The following is a 16,627-nucleotide window of genomic DNA, read 5'->3' on the forward strand; positions in this document are numbered from 1 at the left end:
CGCCGATCATTATTTTGACGCGCGATCACATATTAAATTTATGTTAATTTCCGCCGGGCGATTATGGACCCGGCAGAAGATAGCGATATTATTTTCGCGTGGCGTACCAGCACAACAATGACCCGGCACAAACCATTAATGCGCCTTGCCAGAAAGAAAACGAGAGGGGGGAATTCAGCAATACGGCAGCAAGTGCTGCTGAGAGTACAGGCGTGAAATAGGATACCGCTGCGAGTACCGTGACGTTGCCATGAAGAATACCGATATTCCATGCCGCATAGCCAAACCCCAGTGCGACGCTGCACATGATGAGCTTTACGACCACCGGGAGAGTAAACACCATTTGCGGCTGTTCGCTGAACGCATATTTCACCCACAGACTGAGCGCGGTGAGCAGCACGAAAAGCGTTATCCCGTTTTGCCCGTTGGCAAACTTACTGGTGACGGTGCAGTAAGCCGCCCAGATAAAAGCCCCGGCGAACGCCAGCGCGTAGCTGAGCGGGCTTGAGATGACATTACGCATGATGTCATCAAGATGTAGCCCTTGTTCTCCGCCTAATACCCAACAGACGCCCAACAATGAGACGGCTAAGCCCGGGATCACCCACAGGGTGGACCGTTGGCCGTTAAATAAAATGGCAAACACTATCGTCAGGCTTGGCCAGAGATAATTGACCATTCCCACTTCGATAGCCTGGGAGCGCGTTGCGGCATAGCCTAACGACAGGGCGAGGCAAATTTCATAGCTGACAAACAGCACGCTGCCGGCAATAAGATACCGGGGTGAAAACCGTCTGATATCAGGAAATCCTACCGTCACCAGGCACAGTAATCCGCTGAGGGTGTATATCATTGCGGCGCCTCCCACCGGTCCCAGCCCCTCACTGACGCTACGAATGAGGCCAACCATGGTGCTCCACAACAGTATCGCCGCCAGTCCCGTGAGCGTTGCTCTCTTTCTGTCCATAACCCTGCCACCGCTATAAAAATCAAAGGAAAAATTTATAGCATTAATCCTCCTGCCATCGCGAATTATTCTCTTAAGTCTTTAATCAAAAAGAGGTATTTAAATTCCGTGGGGGTGACTATTAAGGGGGTGAAGACAAGTGACCTTGATTTGACGCAAAAAAATCAGGGGCTTTACTGCTAGTTTGCGGCGCGAAGTCTTATATGAAAACGAGGACAACAATGGACGTCAGCCGCAGACAATTTTTTAAAATCTGCGCGGGCGGTATGGCCGGAACAACAGCCGCAATGCTGGGATTTGCACCCAAAATGGCGCTGGCTCAGGCACGCAACTATAAACTGCTGCGCGCGAAAGAGATCCGTAACACCTGCACATACTGTTCCGTAGGTTGTGGGCTTTTAATGTATAGCCTGGGCGATGGCGCGAAGAACGCCAAAGAAGCGATTTATCATATTGAAGGGGACCCGGATCATCCGGTGAGCCGTGGCGCACTTTGTCCGAAAGGGGCGGGTCTGCTGGATTATGTCCACAGCGAAAACCGTCTGCGCTATCCGGAATACCGTGCGCCAGGATCTGACAAATGGCAGCGTATCTCCTGGGATGAGGCGTTTTCCCGAATCGCAAAACTGATGAAAGCTGACCGCGACGCCAACTTTATCGAAAAGAACGCGCAGGGCGTTACGGTGAACCGCTGGCTGTCGACCGGCATGCTGTGCGCGTCCGCGGCAAGTAATGAAACCGGCATGCTGACGCAAAAATTTGTGCGTTCCCTCGGCATGCTGGCGGTAGATAACCAGGCGCGCGTCTGACACGGACCAACGGTAGCAAGTCTTGCTCCAACATTTGGTCGCGGTGCGATGACCAACCACTGGGTTGATATCAAAAACGCCAACGTCGTGATGGTGATGGGCGGTAATGCCGCTGAAGCCCATCCGGTGGGTTTCCGCTGGGCGATGGAAGCGAAAAACAATAACGATGCGACGCTGATCGTTGTCGATCCGCGCTTTACGCGTACGGCATCGGTGGCGGATATCTATGCGCCTATTCGCTCCGGTACGGACATTACGTTCCTCTCGGGCGTTCTGCTGTATCTGATTGAAAACAAAAAAATTAACGCTGAATACGTTAAGCATTACACCAACGCCAGCCTCCTGGTACGGGATGATTTTGCCTTTGAAGAGGGGTTGTTCAGCGGTTATGACGCGGAAAAACGGCAGTACGATAAATCGTCCTGGAACTACCAGTTCGATGAAAACGGCTACGCCAGACGCGATGAGACCCTGAGCCATCCGCGCTGCGTATGGAATTTGCTGAAACAGCATGTTTCCCGCTATACGCCGGACGTCGTGGAGAATATCTGCGGTACGCCAAAAGCAGATTTCCTCAAGGTGTGTGATGTACTGGCGTCAACCAGCGCCGCCGACAGAACCACGACGTTCCTGTATGCGCTCGGCTGGACGCAGCATACCGTCGGTGCGCAAAACATCCGCACCATGGCAATGATTCAGCTGTTGCTCGGAAACATGGGGATGGCCGGCGGCGGCGTGAACGCCCTGCGCGGACACTCCAACATTCAGGGCTTGACCGATCTGGGCCTGCTGTCGACCAGCCTGTCAGGCTATCTGACGTTGCCGTCTGAAAAGCAGACTGATTTGCACAGCTATCTAGCGGCCAACACGCCAAAAGCGACGCGTGCCGATCAGGTGAACTACTGGAGTAACTATCCGAAGTTCTTCGTCAGCCTGATGAAGTCGTTCTATGGCGATGCCGCGCAGAAGGAAAACGACTGGGGCTTCGAGTGGTTGCCGAAATGGGACCAGTCCTACGACGTCATTAAGTATTTCAACATGATGGATAAGGGCAACGTTACGGGCTACATCTGCCAGGGCTTTAACCCGGTGGCGTCATTCCCGGACAAAAACAAGGTCGTTCGCAGCCTGAGCAAACTGAAGTACATGGTGGTTATCGATCCGCTGGTGACCGAGACCTCCAACTTTTGGCAGAACCACGGCGAGATGAACGACGTCGATCCTGCATCGATTCAGACCGAAGTGTTCCGCCTGCCGTCCACCTGTTTTGCAGAAGAAGACGGGTCGATTGCCAACTCCGGCCGCTGGCTGCAGTGGCACTGGAAAGGCCAGGATGCACCGGGTGAAGCGCGTAACGACGGCGAAATCCTCGCCGGGATTTACCATCGTCTGCGTGAAATGTATCGCACCGAAGGCGGAAAAGGCGCTGAACCGCTGCTGAGGATGAGCTGGAATTACAAACAGCCGGACCATCCTGAATCCGAAGAGGTCGCCAAAGAGAATAACGGCGTTGCGCTGGCGGATCTGTTTGACGCGAACGGCACGCTGCTGGCGAAGAAAGGTCAGTTGCTCAACAGCTTCGCGCTGCTGCGGGATGACGGCACGACCGCGTCGTCATGCTGGATCTACACCGGTTGCTGGACGGAGCAGGGTAACCAGATGGCGAACCGCGATAACGCCGACCCGTCAGGGCTGGGCAATACGCTGGGCTGGGCGTGGGCATGGCCACTAAACCGTCGCGTGCTGTACAACCGTGCTTCTGCGGATATCAACGGCAAACCGTGGGATCCGAAACGGATGCTGATCGAATGGAACGGCAGCAAATGGACGGGTAACGATATTCCGGACTTCAGCACCGCCGCACCGGGCAGTGAGACCGGGCCGTTTATCATGCAGCCGGAAGGGCTGGGACGCCTGTTTGCCCTCGATAAGCTGGCGGAGGGGCCGTTCCCGGAACACTACGAGCCAATGGAAACGCCGCTCGGTACCAACCCGCTGCACCCGAACGTCATATCCAGTCCGGTGGTGCGTATCTATGAAGAGGACGTCCTGCGTTTAGGCAAGAAGGACAGGTTCCCGTATGTCGGGACTACCTACCGCCTGACCGAGCATTTCCATACCTGGACCAAGCATGCACGGCTTAACGCCATTGCCCAGCCGGAACAGTTTGTGGAGATCAGCGAAACGCTGGCGAAAGCGAAGGGTATTGCCAACGGTGACCGCGTGAAGGTGAGCAGCAAGCGCGGCTTTATTCGCGCGGTTGCGGTGGTTACGCGTCGTCTGCAGGCGCTGAACGTGCATGGTCAGCAGGTGGAAACCGTCGGTATTCCGCTGCACTGGGGCTTTGAAGGGGTGGCGCAAAAAGGCTACCTCGCCAATACCCTGACGCCAAACGTCGGCGATTCCAACTCGCAAACGCCGGAGTACAAAGCGTTTCTGGTCAACATCGAGAAAGCGTAAGGAGCGAATACATGGCAATGGAAACACAGGACATTATTAAACGCTCCGCGACCAACTCTATCACCCCCGCGCCTCGTGCGCGGGATGATAAGGAAGAAGTCGCCAAGCTTATCGATGTCACTTCCTGCGTGGGATGTAAAGCCTGCCAGGTGGCCTGCTCGGAGTGGAACGATATCCGCGATGAAGTAGGACACTGCGTCGGGGTTTACGATAATCCGGCGGACCTGAGTGCCAAATCCTGGACGGTGATGCGTTTTAGCGAAACCGATCAGAACGGCAAGCTGGAGTGGCTGATCCGTAAAGATGGCTGTATGCACTGCGAAGATCCGGGGTGCCTGAAGGCCTGTCCGTCAGCCGGGGCCATCGTCCAGTACGCCAACGGGATTGTCGATTTCCAGCAGGATAACTGCATCGGTTGCGGCTACTGCATTGCGGGCTGTCCGTTTAATATTCCGCGCCTCAGTAAAGAGGATAACCGGGTCTACAAATGCACCCTGTGTGTCGATCGCGTGAGCGTCGGGCAGGAGCCTGCCTGCGTGAAAACCTGCCCGACCGGGGCTATCCACTTCGGGACCAAAAGAGAGATGCTGGAGGTAGCCCAGCAGCGCGTGGACAAACTGAAAGCGCGCGGTTACGCCAGTGCGGGCATTTATAACCCGCAGGGGGTGGGGGGAACGCACGTGATGTATGTTCTGCACCATAACGACCAGCCGGAGCTGTACCACAATCTGCCGAAAGATCCTGCGATCGATACCTCGATCAACCTGTGGAAAGGGGCGCTGAAACCGCTCTCTGCGGCGGGCTTTATCGCTACTTTCGCCGGGTTGATTTATCACTACATCGGTATCGGACCCAACAAAGAGGTGGATGACGACGAGGAGGAACCTCATGAGTAAGTCATGGATTGTGCGCACGAAGTTTGTCGACCGCGCCTGTCACTGGACGGTAGTGATCTGCTTCTTCCTGGTGGCGGTCTCGGGGATCTCCTTCTTCTTCCCGACGCTGCAGTGGCTGACGGAAACCTTCGGGACGCCACAGATGGGGCGTATTTTGCATCCGTTCTTCGGCGTGCTGATTTTCGTGGTGCTGATGTTTATGTTTGCGCGCTTCGTACATCACAATATTCCGGATAAGCATGACATTCCATGGCTGAAGGGGATTATTGAGGTTCTGAAGGGCAATGAGCATAAGGTTGCGAAGGTCGGGAAATACAACGCCGGGCAGAAGATGATGTTCTGGACCATCATGAGCATGATTTTTGTGCTGCTGGTCACCGGCGTCATTATCTGGCGGCCGTACTTTGCGCACTACTTCCCCATTCAGGTGATTCGCTACGCGCTGCTCATTCACGCGACGTCAGCCATCATTCTGATCCACGCCATCCTGATCCACATGTATATGGCCTTCTGGGTCAAAGGGTCGATTAAAGGCATGATTGAAGGGAAGGTGAGCCGCCGCTGGGCGCAGAAACACCACCCGCGCTGGTACCGTGACGTTGAGCGGCTGGAAGCGAAACAGGACAGTACGAAAGAGATGCCGTAAGTCCCGCGTTCGCGGGTCAGCGAATGACCCGCGAACGCTTCAGTCAAAAACGCTCTTCAACATACCGGAACGGGTATTGGGTCGGCTTCACTTTACCAATCTTACGCTTCGGCAAACTCACCGCTTCGATGTGAATGGCTTTGTACGGGATTTGCGCCAGCAGGTGCGAAATAATGTTCAGGCGCACGCGTTTTTTATCTTCCGAACGGGCGACAAACCACGGCGCCCAGGCGGTGTCGGTGGCAGCAAACATCGCATCTCGCGCCACCGTATATTCATCCCACAAATTGAAAGACTTAATGTCCATTGGCGATAATTTCCAGGTCTTTCGCCCGTCGTTAATACGATCGCGCAGACGACGCTCCTGTTCTTTCGGCGTGACCTCCAGCCAGTATTTGAGCAGGATGATCCCGGCATCCACCATTGCTTTTTCCATCACCGGCGTGCCATCAAGAAACTTATCGACCTGCTCCGGTGTGCAGAATCCCATCACCCGTTCAACGCCCGCGCGGTTGTACCAGCTGCGGTCAAAAATGACGATTTCGCCGGCGGCTGGCAGGTGGGGGACATAACGCTGGAAATAGAGCTGGGTCTTCTCTTTTTCCGTCGGGGCGGGGAGCGCAACAACCCGGAAGACGCGTGGGCTAACGCGTTCAGTGATGGCTTTAATGGTTCCGCCTTTACCGGCACCGTCGCGCCCTTCAAAGACAATGCAGACCTTTAAACCCTTTGCGACGACCCACTGCTGGAGCTTAACCAGTTCAACGTGGAGGCGACGAAGCTCTTTTTCATACTCTTTCGTTTTTAACGGCTCATGCTTTATGACATCAACTGCGACACTGGTTTTCTTCTTGCTTCCCATGATTGTCATCCTCAGGTTGTCCGGCGCGGGAAAAAGCGGGGCCGCACTATGAAGTGTAATCCACCTGAATTAATGGATTAACGTGTCAGCCAGCTGATTTGAACTGGCTCACCATACAAGATTGTTCAATAATGCCCGTCGCGCGTTGTTAACCAGTGGTTGTGGTATGAAAAAGACAATTTTTTCGTTGGCACTTGGCACGTTTGGCCTGGGAATGGCTGAATTTGGCATTATGGGCGTATTAACTGAACTGGCCCATGACACCGGAATTTCAATTCCCGCCGCCGGGAATATGATTTCGTTTTACGCCTTTGGTGTGGTGATTGGTGCCCCGATTGTGGCGCTGTTCTCAGGCAAATTTTCGTTAAAATCCACGCTGTTGTTTCTGGTGGTGCTGTGTGCCGTCGGTAATGCAATTTTTACCTTTTCTACGTCGTATGCCTGGCTGGCGATAGGGCGGCTGATTTCCGGTTTTCCGCACGGCGCCATTTTTGGTGTCGGGGCGATTATTCTCTCGAGAATTGCGCCTCCGGGGAAGGTGACGGTCGCCGTGGCGGGCATGATAGCCGGCATGACGGTTGCCAATCTGGTGGGCGTACCGCTTGGCACCTGGCTGGGTCATGAATTCAGCTGGCGCTATACCTTTTTCCTGATTGCCCTGTTTGATGCTCTGGTGATCATCTCGGTACTGGTCTGGGTGCCGCACATCCATGATCGCTCCGAAATCAAATTGACCGCGCAATTTTCCTTTCTGAAAAAACCGGAGCCGTGGCTGATTTTTGCCGCCACCATGTTTGGCAATGCTGGCGTGTTTGCGTGGTTCAGCTTCGTCAAACCGTTTATGGTCAACGTCTCTGGCTTCTCCGAAGGCGTCATGACGGTCATCATGATGCTGATGGGGCTGGGTATGGTGTTAGGTAATCTCCTGAGCGGGAAGTTATCGGGTCGCTTCAGTCCACTGCGTATTGCCGCCACCACCGACATGGTCATTGTCGCGTCACTGCTGTTGCTATTCGCCTTTGGGGAACATAAAACGGCGTCGCTGGTGATGGGCTTTATCTGCTGTGCCGGGCTGTTTGCACTCTCTGCGCCGCTGCAGATCCTTCTCCTGCAAAATGCGAAGGGCGGTGAGATGCTGGGTGCCGCAGGCGGGCAGATGGCATTTAACCTCGGCAGTGCGATAGGGGCGTATTTTGGCGGGATGATGATCACGCTTGGCTTTAGCTGGAGCTATGTCACGCTGCCAGCGGCTGTGCTCTCATTCTCAGCCATGAGTTCACTGCTGATCTACGCACATCTTCGGGCCAGAAAGGCAGACGCCGGTTCGTTCGCTTCCGCACGTTGAACCGCGCCGGTAAGGCGCGGTAGAAGGGCGCTAGACAAATTTCGCCAACGGATCGGCAGCGGCAAACGCCACGGCTTTGTCCGCTGCTGGCGGGTAGATAAGTTCATTGGTGATGGCGATTTTGATTTTCTTTGCGTCATCACGCACCGATTTGACGGCCTGGTCCCACCCTTCAGTGTAAACGGCACCCCAGGCACCCAGGTCCAGACAGGTCACGTAGTTAACCTGGCGGTAAGGATAAGGCGTGCGATTCAACAGGCTGGCTGCCGCGTTGTGGCCGGCAAATTTACCCAACTGGATCGCGTGCTGGCAGGTCATTAGCGCCGTGTTCCCCATCTCGTCCGTTCTGGCGTAGGCCATATCTCCCGTCGCGTACACGTCCGGATGAGCCGGAACCTGCAGCGTTTCTGTCACTTTCAGACGCCCCTGGTTATCGCGTTCGCCGTTAATCTGTTGTCCAAGCGGGTTTGCTTCAACGCCTGCCGTCCAGACTACGGTTGCAGCGGGGATACGTTCGCCGTTTTTCAGCGTTACGCCGTTCGCATCGATGGCCTCAATTTCACTGTTCAGACGCCACTCAATCCCCAGTTCCTGGCTCGCGTCTTCAATGGTGTTACGCAATGCTTCACTGTATCGTCCGCCAATGACATGCCCCCTTTCAACTACGATAACTCTTGTCGCCGTATCATCACCGAAGCGAGCGCGCAGTCGGGCAGGAAGCTCGGTTGCCAGTTCAATGCCGGTAAAACCGCCGCCACAGACAACCACGGTATTGCGCGCAGCGGTGGAAGGGCGCGAGACCAGGGAGTCAAGATGCTGCTCAAAGGTCTGTGCGGATTCAAGCTGATCGATATCAAAGGCGTACTCAGCCAGCCCGGCAATCGGTGGACGCTTGCTCTGACTGCCGGTGGCCAGCACTAACCGCTCGTAACTCACTGCGGCAGTTACGCCATTCGCATCACGATAGGAAACATTTTTCCCTTTTATATCAATGGATTTTGCTTTACCGGCGATAAAATCAATACCCAGTTCAGCGAACAGTCCGGTCAGCGGAGAGACCAGCGACGTCACGTTCTCTTCATAGAAGCGCGGGCGAACACGCAACTCGGGGGCGGGTGCCAGTACGGCGATCTTCAGGCTGTTATTGCCCTCCAGCGCATTCAGACGCGCGGCACTGACGGCAGCCCACATGCCGGAAAAACCACTGCCCACAATTAAAATCTGCTTTTTCATCTTCGATCCTTTTGATCATCACGCTGTATACCTGACATAACTGCAACTATACTTGTCGCAGTTAACTGCGACAACTTCTTTCTGAGTTAAATTTTAATGCTGCATAAAATCAGCATGTTAATGAAAAAGGGGAGGGTAGTTGTGATTGTGGGCAATAACGCCGTTATAATGACCCTGATAAATAACTTCGGAGTTAACCATGGCGTTTTACAGTTCCGGTGTGGAATACGGCATTCACAGCCTGATGTGCATGGTGGATGCAAAAGGCAATGAGCGTGAGATGAGCGTCCGGGAAATGGCCGCCCTGCAGGGTGTGCCGTATGATTACCTGGGAAAAATCTTCACCCGTTTGTCACGTGCCGGGCTGGTGAGCAGCACGGAAGGTAAGGGCGGCGGGTTTAAACTGGCGCGCCCGGCGGAGTTGATCACCGTACTGGATGTGGCGCACGCCATTGACGGTGAGAAGAACATGTTTGAGTGTCGCGAGGTGCGTCAGCGGCTGGCGGTGTTTAATGAAACGCCTCCTGCCTGGGTGTGCAATGGCCCGTGCGGCGTACGTTCGGTCATGGACAGCGCACAGCAACGGATGGAAGAGGAGTTAGCGCGACATACCATTCTCGATCTGGCGCGCAAGATGTACCGCAAAGCGCCGGATACCTTTCAGATTGAGGTTCAGGAGTGGATTTCTGACCGGCGATCGTCGTAGTGAAATGCCGGGTAAGGCAAAACCACCCCCCGGCAACCGGCGATTAAGAGCGTAAATCAATCACCATACGACCGCGGATTTGACCCTGCTCCATCTCTTTAAAGATGGCATTGATATCTTCCAGCGGACGCATTGTCACTTTTGGCACCACTTTGCCCTCTGCCGCAAACTGGAATGCCTCCATCAGGTCCTGACGGGTTCCCACCAGCGAACCGACGACCTGAATGCCGTCCAGAACCAGGCGTGGAATATCCAGGCTCATCGCTTCCGGCGGCAGGCCAACGGCGACCACGCGGCCACCGGCACGCACGGCATCCACTGCTGAGTTGAAGGCTGCTTTTGCCACGGCAGTTACCACCGCAGCATGTGCGCCTCCGGTTTTCTCCTGAACAATTTTCGCTGCATCTTCGCTGCGAGAGTTAATGGTTAAATCTGCCCCCATGCTGGCGGCCAGTTTCAGCTGTTCATCGTTCACATCAATGGCGATGACCTTGGCGTTGAATACGTTTTTAGCGTACTGCAGCGCAAGGTTACCCAGACCACCAAGACCGTAAATCGCAATCCACTGGCCCGGCTTAATGTGGGACACTTTTACCGCTTTGTAGGTGGTGACCCCCGCGCAGGTGATGCTGCTCGCCGCTGCGGAATCCAGACCGTCCGGCACTTTTACCGCATAATCGGCGGTCACGATGCACTCTTCAGCCATCCCACCGTCAACGGAATAACCCGCGTTTTTCACATCGCGGCACAGGGTTTCGTTGCCGGTATTACAGTATTCGCAGTGTCCACAGCCTTCAAAAAACCATGCCACGCTCGCACGGTCGCCAATTTTCAGCGAGTTGACGCCTGGGCCAATCTCTTTAACGATCCCTATTCCTTCGTGACCCAGGATCACCCCGGTCTTATCGCCGAAATCACCGTTCTTCACGTGAAGATCGGTATGACATACGCCGCAGCATTCCATCTTCAGCAGGGCTTCACCATGCTTAAGCGGACGTAATGATTTTTCGGTGACATTGACCTGATGATCCTGAGTGACAACAGCAGCCTTCATATGTTTCTCCTTGTTCATGATGAGATTCTGCATAGCAGGTGTACTACTTCTTAAGGATTAATACTTAGGCGCGTTAATGCAAGGTGGCAGCAACATAATGTCATCATTTGATTCGATTTCGGATTAAGAATACAGCGATCCTCTAATATTCAGGGGGGCGTTCAGGGGCAGAGCGACCCGGCGAGACGCTCGCCGGGCGCGGACTTACAGTTTTGCTTCTATCGCCTCAATCTCCTGGCGCCATTGCGCCTGCAACTGCGGCTTCTGGTGCTTCGGTTTGCGGGCCAGGTCTTCCTCCAGCAATGTCTCCAGCGCGATCAGCCGTTCAAGCAGGTCGTCAAACTGCGAAGGGCGATCGTGCTGTTGTTTCGGTGAACACGGCGATGTTATCAGGCCCGCACTTTCACGCAGCCGTTCAAAGACCGCTTCGGCGTCATGCCATTCACTCAGCCTGCCGTCCTCAATCAGCCAGAAACGGTTGCAGCTTTGGCTGATTAATTGGCGATCATGGCTGACCAGCAGCACGCCACCTTCAAATTGCTGCAGGGTTTCCGTCAGCGCCTCTTTGCCTTCCATGTCCAGATGGTTGGTCGGTTCATCCAGCATCAGCAGGCTATAGCGCGCTAACGTCAGGCCAACAAACAGCAGGCGAGAGCGTTCTCCACCGCTGAGCGTACTGACTTTCTGACCGTGACGTGGCCACGCAAAGCCGGCACCGATCAGGGCCATCTTGCGATTCTGCGGATCGGGTGCAAACGGCTCCAGTGCGTCAAACAGCGATGCATCGTCCGGGAGCTGGTTCAGCGTCTGATCATAATAGCCAGGCGATACGCGTGGGTGGAGTTTCAGCCCATCGTCAGCCTGCTCGCCGCGAAAATGCCGCCAGATCAGCTTCATCAGGGATGATTTACCGCAGCCGTTACGTCCAACGATGGCCACGCGATCGCCGCTTTTGAGACGCGCGATGTCAATGCTAAACAGCGCAGGCAGTCCGGGAGCCGGCGGCACCGCGAGGTTTTCCAGCTCCAGCAGACGATCGGCCCGTAGCGCGTCGCCGCGCAGGGTTAATGTCCACTGACTTCCCGCCGTGACCTCCGTCTGGCTCTCTTTCAGCCGTTCAACCTGCTTTTCCATCTGTTTCGCTTTGCGGGCCAGGTCTTCGTTGTCGTAGACTTTGCCCCAGGTCGCCAGTCTTTTTGCGCTGGCCGCGACGCGGTCGATCTCCTTTTGTTCTGCCTTGTGGCGCTGCGCATCACTTTCGTCTTTCGCATCCAGCGCTTTGCGTGCGGCGGTGCAGGGAAGGGCAAAGTAATGCAGCATCTTATCGCGCAGGATCCAGCTGCCGTTGGTCACGGCATCCAGCAGCTGCCTGTCATGTGAAACCAGCACAAAGCTGCCTGACCAGGCCTGTAAAAATTGCTCCAGCCAGAGCATGGTGGGTAAATCGAGGTGGTTACTCGGTTCATCCAACAGCAGCAGGTCCGGCGCATTAATCAAAGCCCGCGCCAGCAGCAGACGCGTATGTTGCCCGCCGCTCAACGTTGCCGAGGTTAATGTCCAGTCCTGCGGCGTAAAGCCCATACTCGCCAGCAGCGTTTCCGCTTTCCAGCGCAGGCTCTCGCGTTCAGCCGCAGGCAGTTGTGCCAGCACGGCATCCAGCATGCTCAGGGGATAAATCCCGTCCGGCAGGTGTTGTTCTACGCGCGCCATGATGCAGTGCCCGGCCAGCGCGACCGTTCCGGCGGCAGGCGTGTCCGTACCGTCCAGCACCTTCAGCAACGTACTTTTACCGCAGCCGTTGTCGCCCAGCAGACCGATGCGATCGCCTTTTTTCAGCGTAAAGGAGAGCGAGTCGAAGAGCGTACCAAACGCCGTATCAACACGTAGAGATTGTGCAGTGAGTAAAGTGCTCATTGTGGCTTACCCAAGAGTTACAGGCATGTTTATGCCTCGTCAAACATCGCTGACGATAACTCAGTAAGCCCGAGAGAAGGGATTTCAGGGGTTGGTGTCTTCGCTCAAGCAGAAGTTATCGCAGCACGATACCGATAACGCTTGAGCTGGTGCGATCACCAAATGTATGTGAAACATTGAAAATTTCACAGTACAGCATAATTGGCCTCCTTATATATTCAGTAGGTTAATGGATGAAGGCAGTGTAGCGGGGATTTTACGGCCCGGCAAGCGCGGGCAGAATGGCAGGCCGGGAGGCATGATTGCCTGACCCGGCCTGTTCTTTAGATAGACGTTCTGCGATAGCTGCGGTATTCCGGCATCCAGAAGTTGTCGTCAATGGCCTGCTGCAGCGCATCGGCGGAGGTTTTCACCGCCACGCCTTGTTGCTGTGCCATTTTTCCTACTGCGAAAGCGATCGCGCGGGACACCTTATGAATGTCTTTCAGCTCTGGTAACACCAGGCCTTCACCGTTATTCACCAGCGGTGAGTGTTTCGCCAGAGTTTCGCTGGCGGACATCAGCATTTCGTCGGTAATGCGTGACGCACCGGACGCGATAACCCCCAGACCAATCCCCGGGAAGATGTAGGAGTTGTTGCACTGCGCGATCGGATAGGTTTTATCCTTCCACACCACCGGGTCGAACGGACTGCCGGTTGCCACCAGTGCGTTACCTTCGGTCCAGGCGATGATGTCCTGCGGCGTTGCTTCTACACGGGAAGTCGGGTTAGAGAGCGGCATCACGATAGGGCGTTCACAGTGCTTGTGCATTTCGCGAATAATCTCTTCGGTGAAGAGACCGGTTTGCCCGGAAACGCCGATAAGAATGTCCGGCTTCACGTTGCGCACCACGTCCAGCAGGGAGAGCACCTCGTTGTCGGTATCCCAGTTTTTCAGGTTCTCACGTTTCTGAACCAGTCGGGTCTGGAACGGCAGGAGGTTAGGCATACCGTCGGTCAGCAGGCCGAAACGGTCAACCATATAGACGCGGGAACGGGCCAGTTCTTCACTCAAGCCCTCGCGCTGCGTCTGAGCAATAATCTGCTCGGCAATACCGCAGCCCGCAGAGCCTGCGCCCAGGAAGACGATTTTCTGGTAGCTCAACTGGCTGCCTGCCGCACGGCTGGCGGCGATCAGCGTCCCAACGGTCACGGCGGCGGTGCCCTGAATGTCGTCGTTGAATGAGCAGATGTCATCGCGGTAGCGGTTCAGCAGCGGCATGGCGTTCTTCTGCGCAAAGTCTTCAAACTGCAGCAGCACGTTCGGCCAGCGTGCCTTAACGGCCTGGATAAAATCATCAACAAACTGATAATACTCATCGTCGGTAATGCGCGGATGACGCCAGCCCATGTACAGCGGATCGTTGAGCAGCTGCTGGTTGTTGGTACCCACATCCAGCACTACCGGCAGGGTGTACGCCGGGCTGATACCCCCACAGGCGGTGTACAGGGAGAGCTTACCGATAGGGATCCCCATTCCGCCAATGCCCTGATCCCCGAGACCGAGAATACGTTCTCCGTCGGTCACAACAATTACCTTGATGTTGTGGTTCGGCACGTTCTGCAGAATATCGTCCATATTGTGGCGGTTCTGATAAGAGATGAATACGCCGCGGGAACGACGGTAGATCTCAGAGAAACGTTCACACGCCGCACCCACCGTTGGGGTGTAGATCACCGGCATCATCTCTTCGAGGTGGTTCTGAACCAGGCGATAGAAGAGGGTTTCATTGGTGTCCTGAATGTTACGCAGGTAGATGTGCTTGTCGATTTCAGTCTTGAAACCCTGATACTGGATCCACGCACGTTCAGCCTGTTCTTCAATGGTTTCCACCACTTCGGGCAGCAGACCAAGCAGGTTGAAGCTGCTGCGCTCTTCCATGCTGAAGGCGCTGCCTTTGTTGAGCAGGGGGAATTCCAGTAAAACCGGACCGGCATAAGGGATATATAAGGAACGATGTTTTTTCAGTTTGTTGTCCATGTCACTCACTCTTTTTTTGAAGATCCGTCCCTGACACTGCTGTTTGTCATCTTTCTGGCCTGTGCGGTGGGGTGCGGTCAGGCGGTATTATAAAGGAGCTAAATGTTAATTACCGCAACACATAAACAAAAACACCATCGGTTTTGCCGATGGTGTTCAGGATCTCTTACTGGAACTTACTTGCCAGCGTGGCGTTTTCTGCCGGTGGCATGGGTGACTTGCGTTTCACTGTCGCCCTCAATCACCACTTTACGTTGGTTAGAAAGCTTGTAGTTCAGTCCCAGAATATGGCGTGCCTGACGGTTCGATTTCATCTTTACTCCTCAATCCTGTTGATAGTTTTAAGGACAAGTTTGCTTACGCAAACGAAATGTAACCCCTTAGGTTGCAGATCCAGCTTAGCAGGTTTTTACAAAGAGGCATTCTGTCCACTGACCACGTAGTTAATGGTCTGTTGGTAGATGTCACTGAGGATGTCATTGTCTGTGGATTCCACCCATTTGGTCAGTTCCATCAAAATGTCATCTTCAGTCACAGCACCGTGTTCGGCGTGAAGACCTTGTGCGATTGCGTTAACGAGTTCAGGTTGTGCTGCTGCAGTATTTGCCGGGTAATAAGTAAACATGCTGCCTCCGTGTCGTTGTCTGTGTAATGGTACGGCTCGCAAAAAATGTAATTCACAAACAGAATGGCAAATATTTCCCTTGCTGTGTCTAAGATTCATCTTAGAAATAAAAATGACATAAGTGCATGCTTTTAGACACTTTTAGAAATGGAGAAATAATAGCAGGGGACGAGGGGGGATATTTTGATGCTGCTCCTGCTATCCGAGAAAATAGCAGGAGCAGAGATTAATTTACCATTTCATTTCGCCGGTATTCACTTTCGCACTTAATTCCAGCGAGCTCTCTTCGGCCAGGCCCGGATACGCTTTTTTCATGGCGCTAATGACGCCAGCAGAATCTTTGTGATTAGCCAGCGTCTGCTCGAACCGCTGCAGATATTCACGGGTAAAATCGATAGCGCCGGTACCTGACGGTGGCGTCCCCAGATAATGACCCGGGATCACGCGCTCAGGTTTGTGCGCCGCCATGTTTTCCAGCGTGTCCTGCCACTGCTGGCGACGTGCCCGGGTCTGGGTATCGGCCGTCCACAGATGGATGCCCCATGAAACGCCCGTGCCGCCAAGAATCGTCTTCGCCGACGGGATCCAGACATAGGCCGCGTAGCTGTCTGGCTGTTCAATATCGATTTTCTCACCATCAACCATAAACGTGGTGGAGGTCAGCACCTGAGGAACGATCAGCGTTGTTGGCGCGCCGTCTTTCATCTGTGGGCCCCAGAAGGCCAGCTTGGCATCTTTGGTGGCCTTGATATGGTCAACCACCTGCTGAGTCGCCACGACTTTCGCATTCGGGAACGCTTTAACCAGCGGCTGCAGACCAAAGTAGAAGTCCGGATCGCCGGAGGTGATCACAATCTTGTTCAGGGTTTTACCGCTGCGGCGAATTTTCTCCACCAGTGCTTCACCGTCTTTCACGCTGAACTGCGCGTCAAACAGGACGGCCTCTTTCGGGCCGGACACCAGCGTCGACGAGACCGCAAAAATGCCTTTCTCCTGCGGGTTCCAGGTATCAATGGTCAACGGTGCGGCAAAGACCGCCGGCGTGAAGAGGGTGCATAGCAGTGCAAGGCGAGTGAGCTTCATCATCAT

Annotated in this window: 14 protein-coding genes; 5 read left to right on the plus strand and 9 right to left on the minus strand. The window is 54.6% G+C overall.

The annotated features are described in order from the left end of the window. Positions 1 to 88 precede the first annotated feature (88 nt). Positions 89 to 967, minus strand: coding sequence for an aromatic amino acid DMT transporter YddG (yddG, locus tag F8561_RS11495; protein ID WP_014170222.1), 879 nt, complete (start codon positions 965 to 967; stop codon positions 89 to 91). 221 nt (positions 968 to 1,188) lie between these two features. Here yddG and fdnG point away from each other — a divergent pair, with 221 nt between their 5' ends. From fdnG to fdnI, 3 genes are read left to right on the plus strand one after another with little or no spacing between them, the layout of a single operon-like run. Further along, positions 1,189 to 4,236 carry a formate dehydrogenase-N subunit alpha gene (fdnG, locus tag F8561_RS11500; RefSeq protein ID WP_151887519.1) on the plus strand — a complete coding sequence of 1,016 codons (3,048 nt, stop codon included), beginning with the start codon at positions 1,189 to 1,191 and terminating at the stop codon, positions 4,234 to 4,236. Positions 4,237 to 4,247: 11 nt separating this feature from the next. Continuing rightward, positions 4,248 to 5,132: a formate dehydrogenase subunit beta gene (gene fdxH / locus F8561_RS11505; RefSeq protein WP_151887468.1), complete on the plus strand. Its 885-nt coding sequence runs from the start codon at positions 4,248 to 4,250 to the stop codon at positions 5,130 to 5,132. After that, entirely contained in the window at positions 5,125 to 5,778 is a 654-nt protein-coding gene (fdnI, locus tag F8561_RS11510; protein WP_151887469.1) for a formate dehydrogenase-N subunit gamma, read from the plus strand. The genes fdxH and fdnI overlap by 8 nt, the downstream gene beginning before the upstream one ends. 43 nt (positions 5,779 to 5,821) lie before the next feature. Here fdnI and ppk2 read toward each other — a convergent pair whose 3' ends face one another. Then, the gene (gene ppk2 / locus F8561_RS11515; protein ID WP_032678226.1) at positions 5,822 to 6,640 is read right to left on the minus strand and encodes a polyphosphate kinase 2; all 819 of its coding nucleotides are present in this window, start codon (positions 6,638 to 6,640) and stop codon (positions 5,822 to 5,824) included. Between the two features lie 166 nt (positions 6,641 to 6,806). Here ppk2 and araJ point away from each other — a divergent pair, with 166 nt between their 5' ends. After that, a complete protein-coding gene (araJ, locus tag F8561_RS11520; RefSeq protein ID WP_151887470.1) occupies positions 6,807 to 7,985 on the plus strand; it encodes an MFS transporter AraJ in 1,179 nt (392 codons plus the stop codon). Between the two features lie 30 nt (positions 7,986 to 8,015). Here araJ and F8561_RS11525 read toward each other — a convergent pair whose 3' ends face one another. Next, a complete protein-coding gene (locus F8561_RS11525; RefSeq protein WP_151887471.1) occupies positions 8,016 to 9,218 on the minus strand; it encodes an NAD(P)/FAD-dependent oxidoreductase in 1,203 nt (400 codons plus the stop codon). Positions 9,219 to 9,417: 199 nt separating this feature from the next. Between F8561_RS11525 and F8561_RS11530 the strand changes: the two genes are divergently transcribed. Then, positions 9,418 to 9,924: an RrF2 family transcriptional regulator gene (locus tag F8561_RS11530; RefSeq protein WP_014170178.1), complete on the plus strand. Its 507-nt coding sequence runs from the start codon at positions 9,418 to 9,420 to the stop codon at positions 9,922 to 9,924. Between the two features lie 43 nt (positions 9,925 to 9,967). Here the strand turns inward: F8561_RS11530 and adhP are convergent, their stop codons facing one another. The 6 genes from adhP to F8561_RS11560 form a co-directional block, all read right to left on the minus strand. Then, entirely contained in the window at positions 9,968 to 10,978 is a 1,011-nt protein-coding gene (adhP, locus tag F8561_RS11535) for an alcohol dehydrogenase AdhP (RefSeq protein WP_020884077.1), read from the minus strand. A gap of 204 nt (positions 10,979 to 11,182) precedes the next feature. After that, positions 11,183 to 12,892: an ABC-F family ATP-binding cassette domain-containing protein gene (locus F8561_RS11540; protein ID WP_014170176.1), complete on the minus strand. Its 1,710-nt coding sequence runs from the start codon at positions 12,890 to 12,892 to the stop codon at positions 11,183 to 11,185. Positions 12,893 to 13,215: 323 nt separating this feature from the next. Then, positions 13,216 to 14,913 carry an NAD-dependent malic enzyme gene (locus tag F8561_RS11545; RefSeq protein WP_020884079.1) on the minus strand — a complete coding sequence of 566 codons (1,698 nt, stop codon included), beginning with the start codon at positions 14,911 to 14,913 and terminating at the stop codon, positions 13,216 to 13,218. 176 nt (positions 14,914 to 15,089) lie between these two features. Beyond that, on the minus strand, positions 15,090 to 15,227 hold the full coding sequence (gene sra / locus F8561_RS11550) for a stationary-phase-induced ribosome-associated protein (RefSeq protein WP_013096533.1): 138 nt from the start codon (positions 15,225 to 15,227) through the stop codon (positions 15,090 to 15,092). 95 nt (positions 15,228 to 15,322) lie between these two features. Then, positions 15,323 to 15,538, minus strand: a complete 216-nt coding sequence (gene bdm / locus F8561_RS11555) for a biofilm-dependent modulation protein (RefSeq protein WP_020884080.1) — start codon at positions 15,536 to 15,538, stop codon at positions 15,323 to 15,325. Positions 15,539 to 15,769: 231 nt separating this feature from the next. Beyond that, entirely contained in the window at positions 15,770 to 16,621 is an 852-nt protein-coding gene (locus tag F8561_RS11560; protein WP_025204138.1) for a Vmh family MBL fold metallo-hydrolase, read from the minus strand. Positions 16,622 to 16,627: the final 6 nt, after the last annotated feature.

This window comes from Enterobacter sp. 198 (assembly GCF_009025585.1).
Taxonomy (GTDB): Bacteria; Pseudomonadota; Gammaproteobacteria; order Enterobacterales; family Enterobacteriaceae; genus Enterobacter; species Enterobacter ludwigii.

Bases quoted from the DNA above. Each gene is read 5' to 3' on its own strand.
- yddG (WP_014170222.1), bottom strand. From the start codon at position 967: ATGGACAGAAAGAGAGCAACGCTCACGGGACTGGCGGCGATACTGTTG.
- fdxH (WP_151887468.1), top strand. From the start codon at position 4,248: ATGGCAATGGAAACACAGGACATTATTAAACGCTCCGCGACCAACTCT.
- fdnI (WP_151887469.1), top strand. From the start codon at position 5,125: ATGAGTAAGTCATGGATTGTGCGCACGAAGTTTGTCGACCGCGCCTGT.
- ppk2 (WP_032678226.1), bottom strand. From the start codon at position 6,640: ATGGGAAGCAAGAAGAAAACCAGTGTCGCAGTTGATGTCATAAAGCAT.
- araJ (WP_151887470.1), top strand. From the start codon at position 6,807: ATGAAAAAGACAATTTTTTCGTTGGCACTTGGCACGTTTGGCCTGGGA.
- F8561_RS11525 (WP_151887471.1), bottom strand. From the start codon at position 9,218: ATGAAAAAGCAGATTTTAATTGTGGGCAGTGGTTTTTCCGGCATGTGG.
- F8561_RS11530 (WP_014170178.1), top strand. From the start codon at position 9,418: ATGGCGTTTTACAGTTCCGGTGTGGAATACGGCATTCACAGCCTGATG.
- adhP (WP_020884077.1), bottom strand. From the start codon at position 10,978: ATGAAGGCTGCTGTTGTCACTCAGGATCATCAGGTCAATGTCACCGAA.
- F8561_RS11540 (WP_014170176.1), bottom strand. From the start codon at position 12,892: ATGAGCACTTTACTCACTGCACAATCTCTACGTGTTGATACGGCGTTT.
- F8561_RS11545 (WP_020884079.1), bottom strand. From the start codon at position 14,913: ATGGACAACAAACTGAAAAAACATCGTTCCTTATATATCCCTTATGCC.
- sra (WP_013096533.1), bottom strand. From the start codon at position 15,227: ATGAAATCGAACCGTCAGGCACGCCATATTCTGGGACTGAACTACAAG.
- bdm (WP_020884080.1), bottom strand. From the start codon at position 15,538: ATGTTTACTTATTACCCGGCAAATACTGCAGCAGCACAACCTGAACTC.
- F8561_RS11560 (WP_025204138.1), bottom strand. From the start codon at position 16,621: ATGAAGCTCACTCGCCTTGCACTGCTATGCACCCTCTTCACGCCGGCG.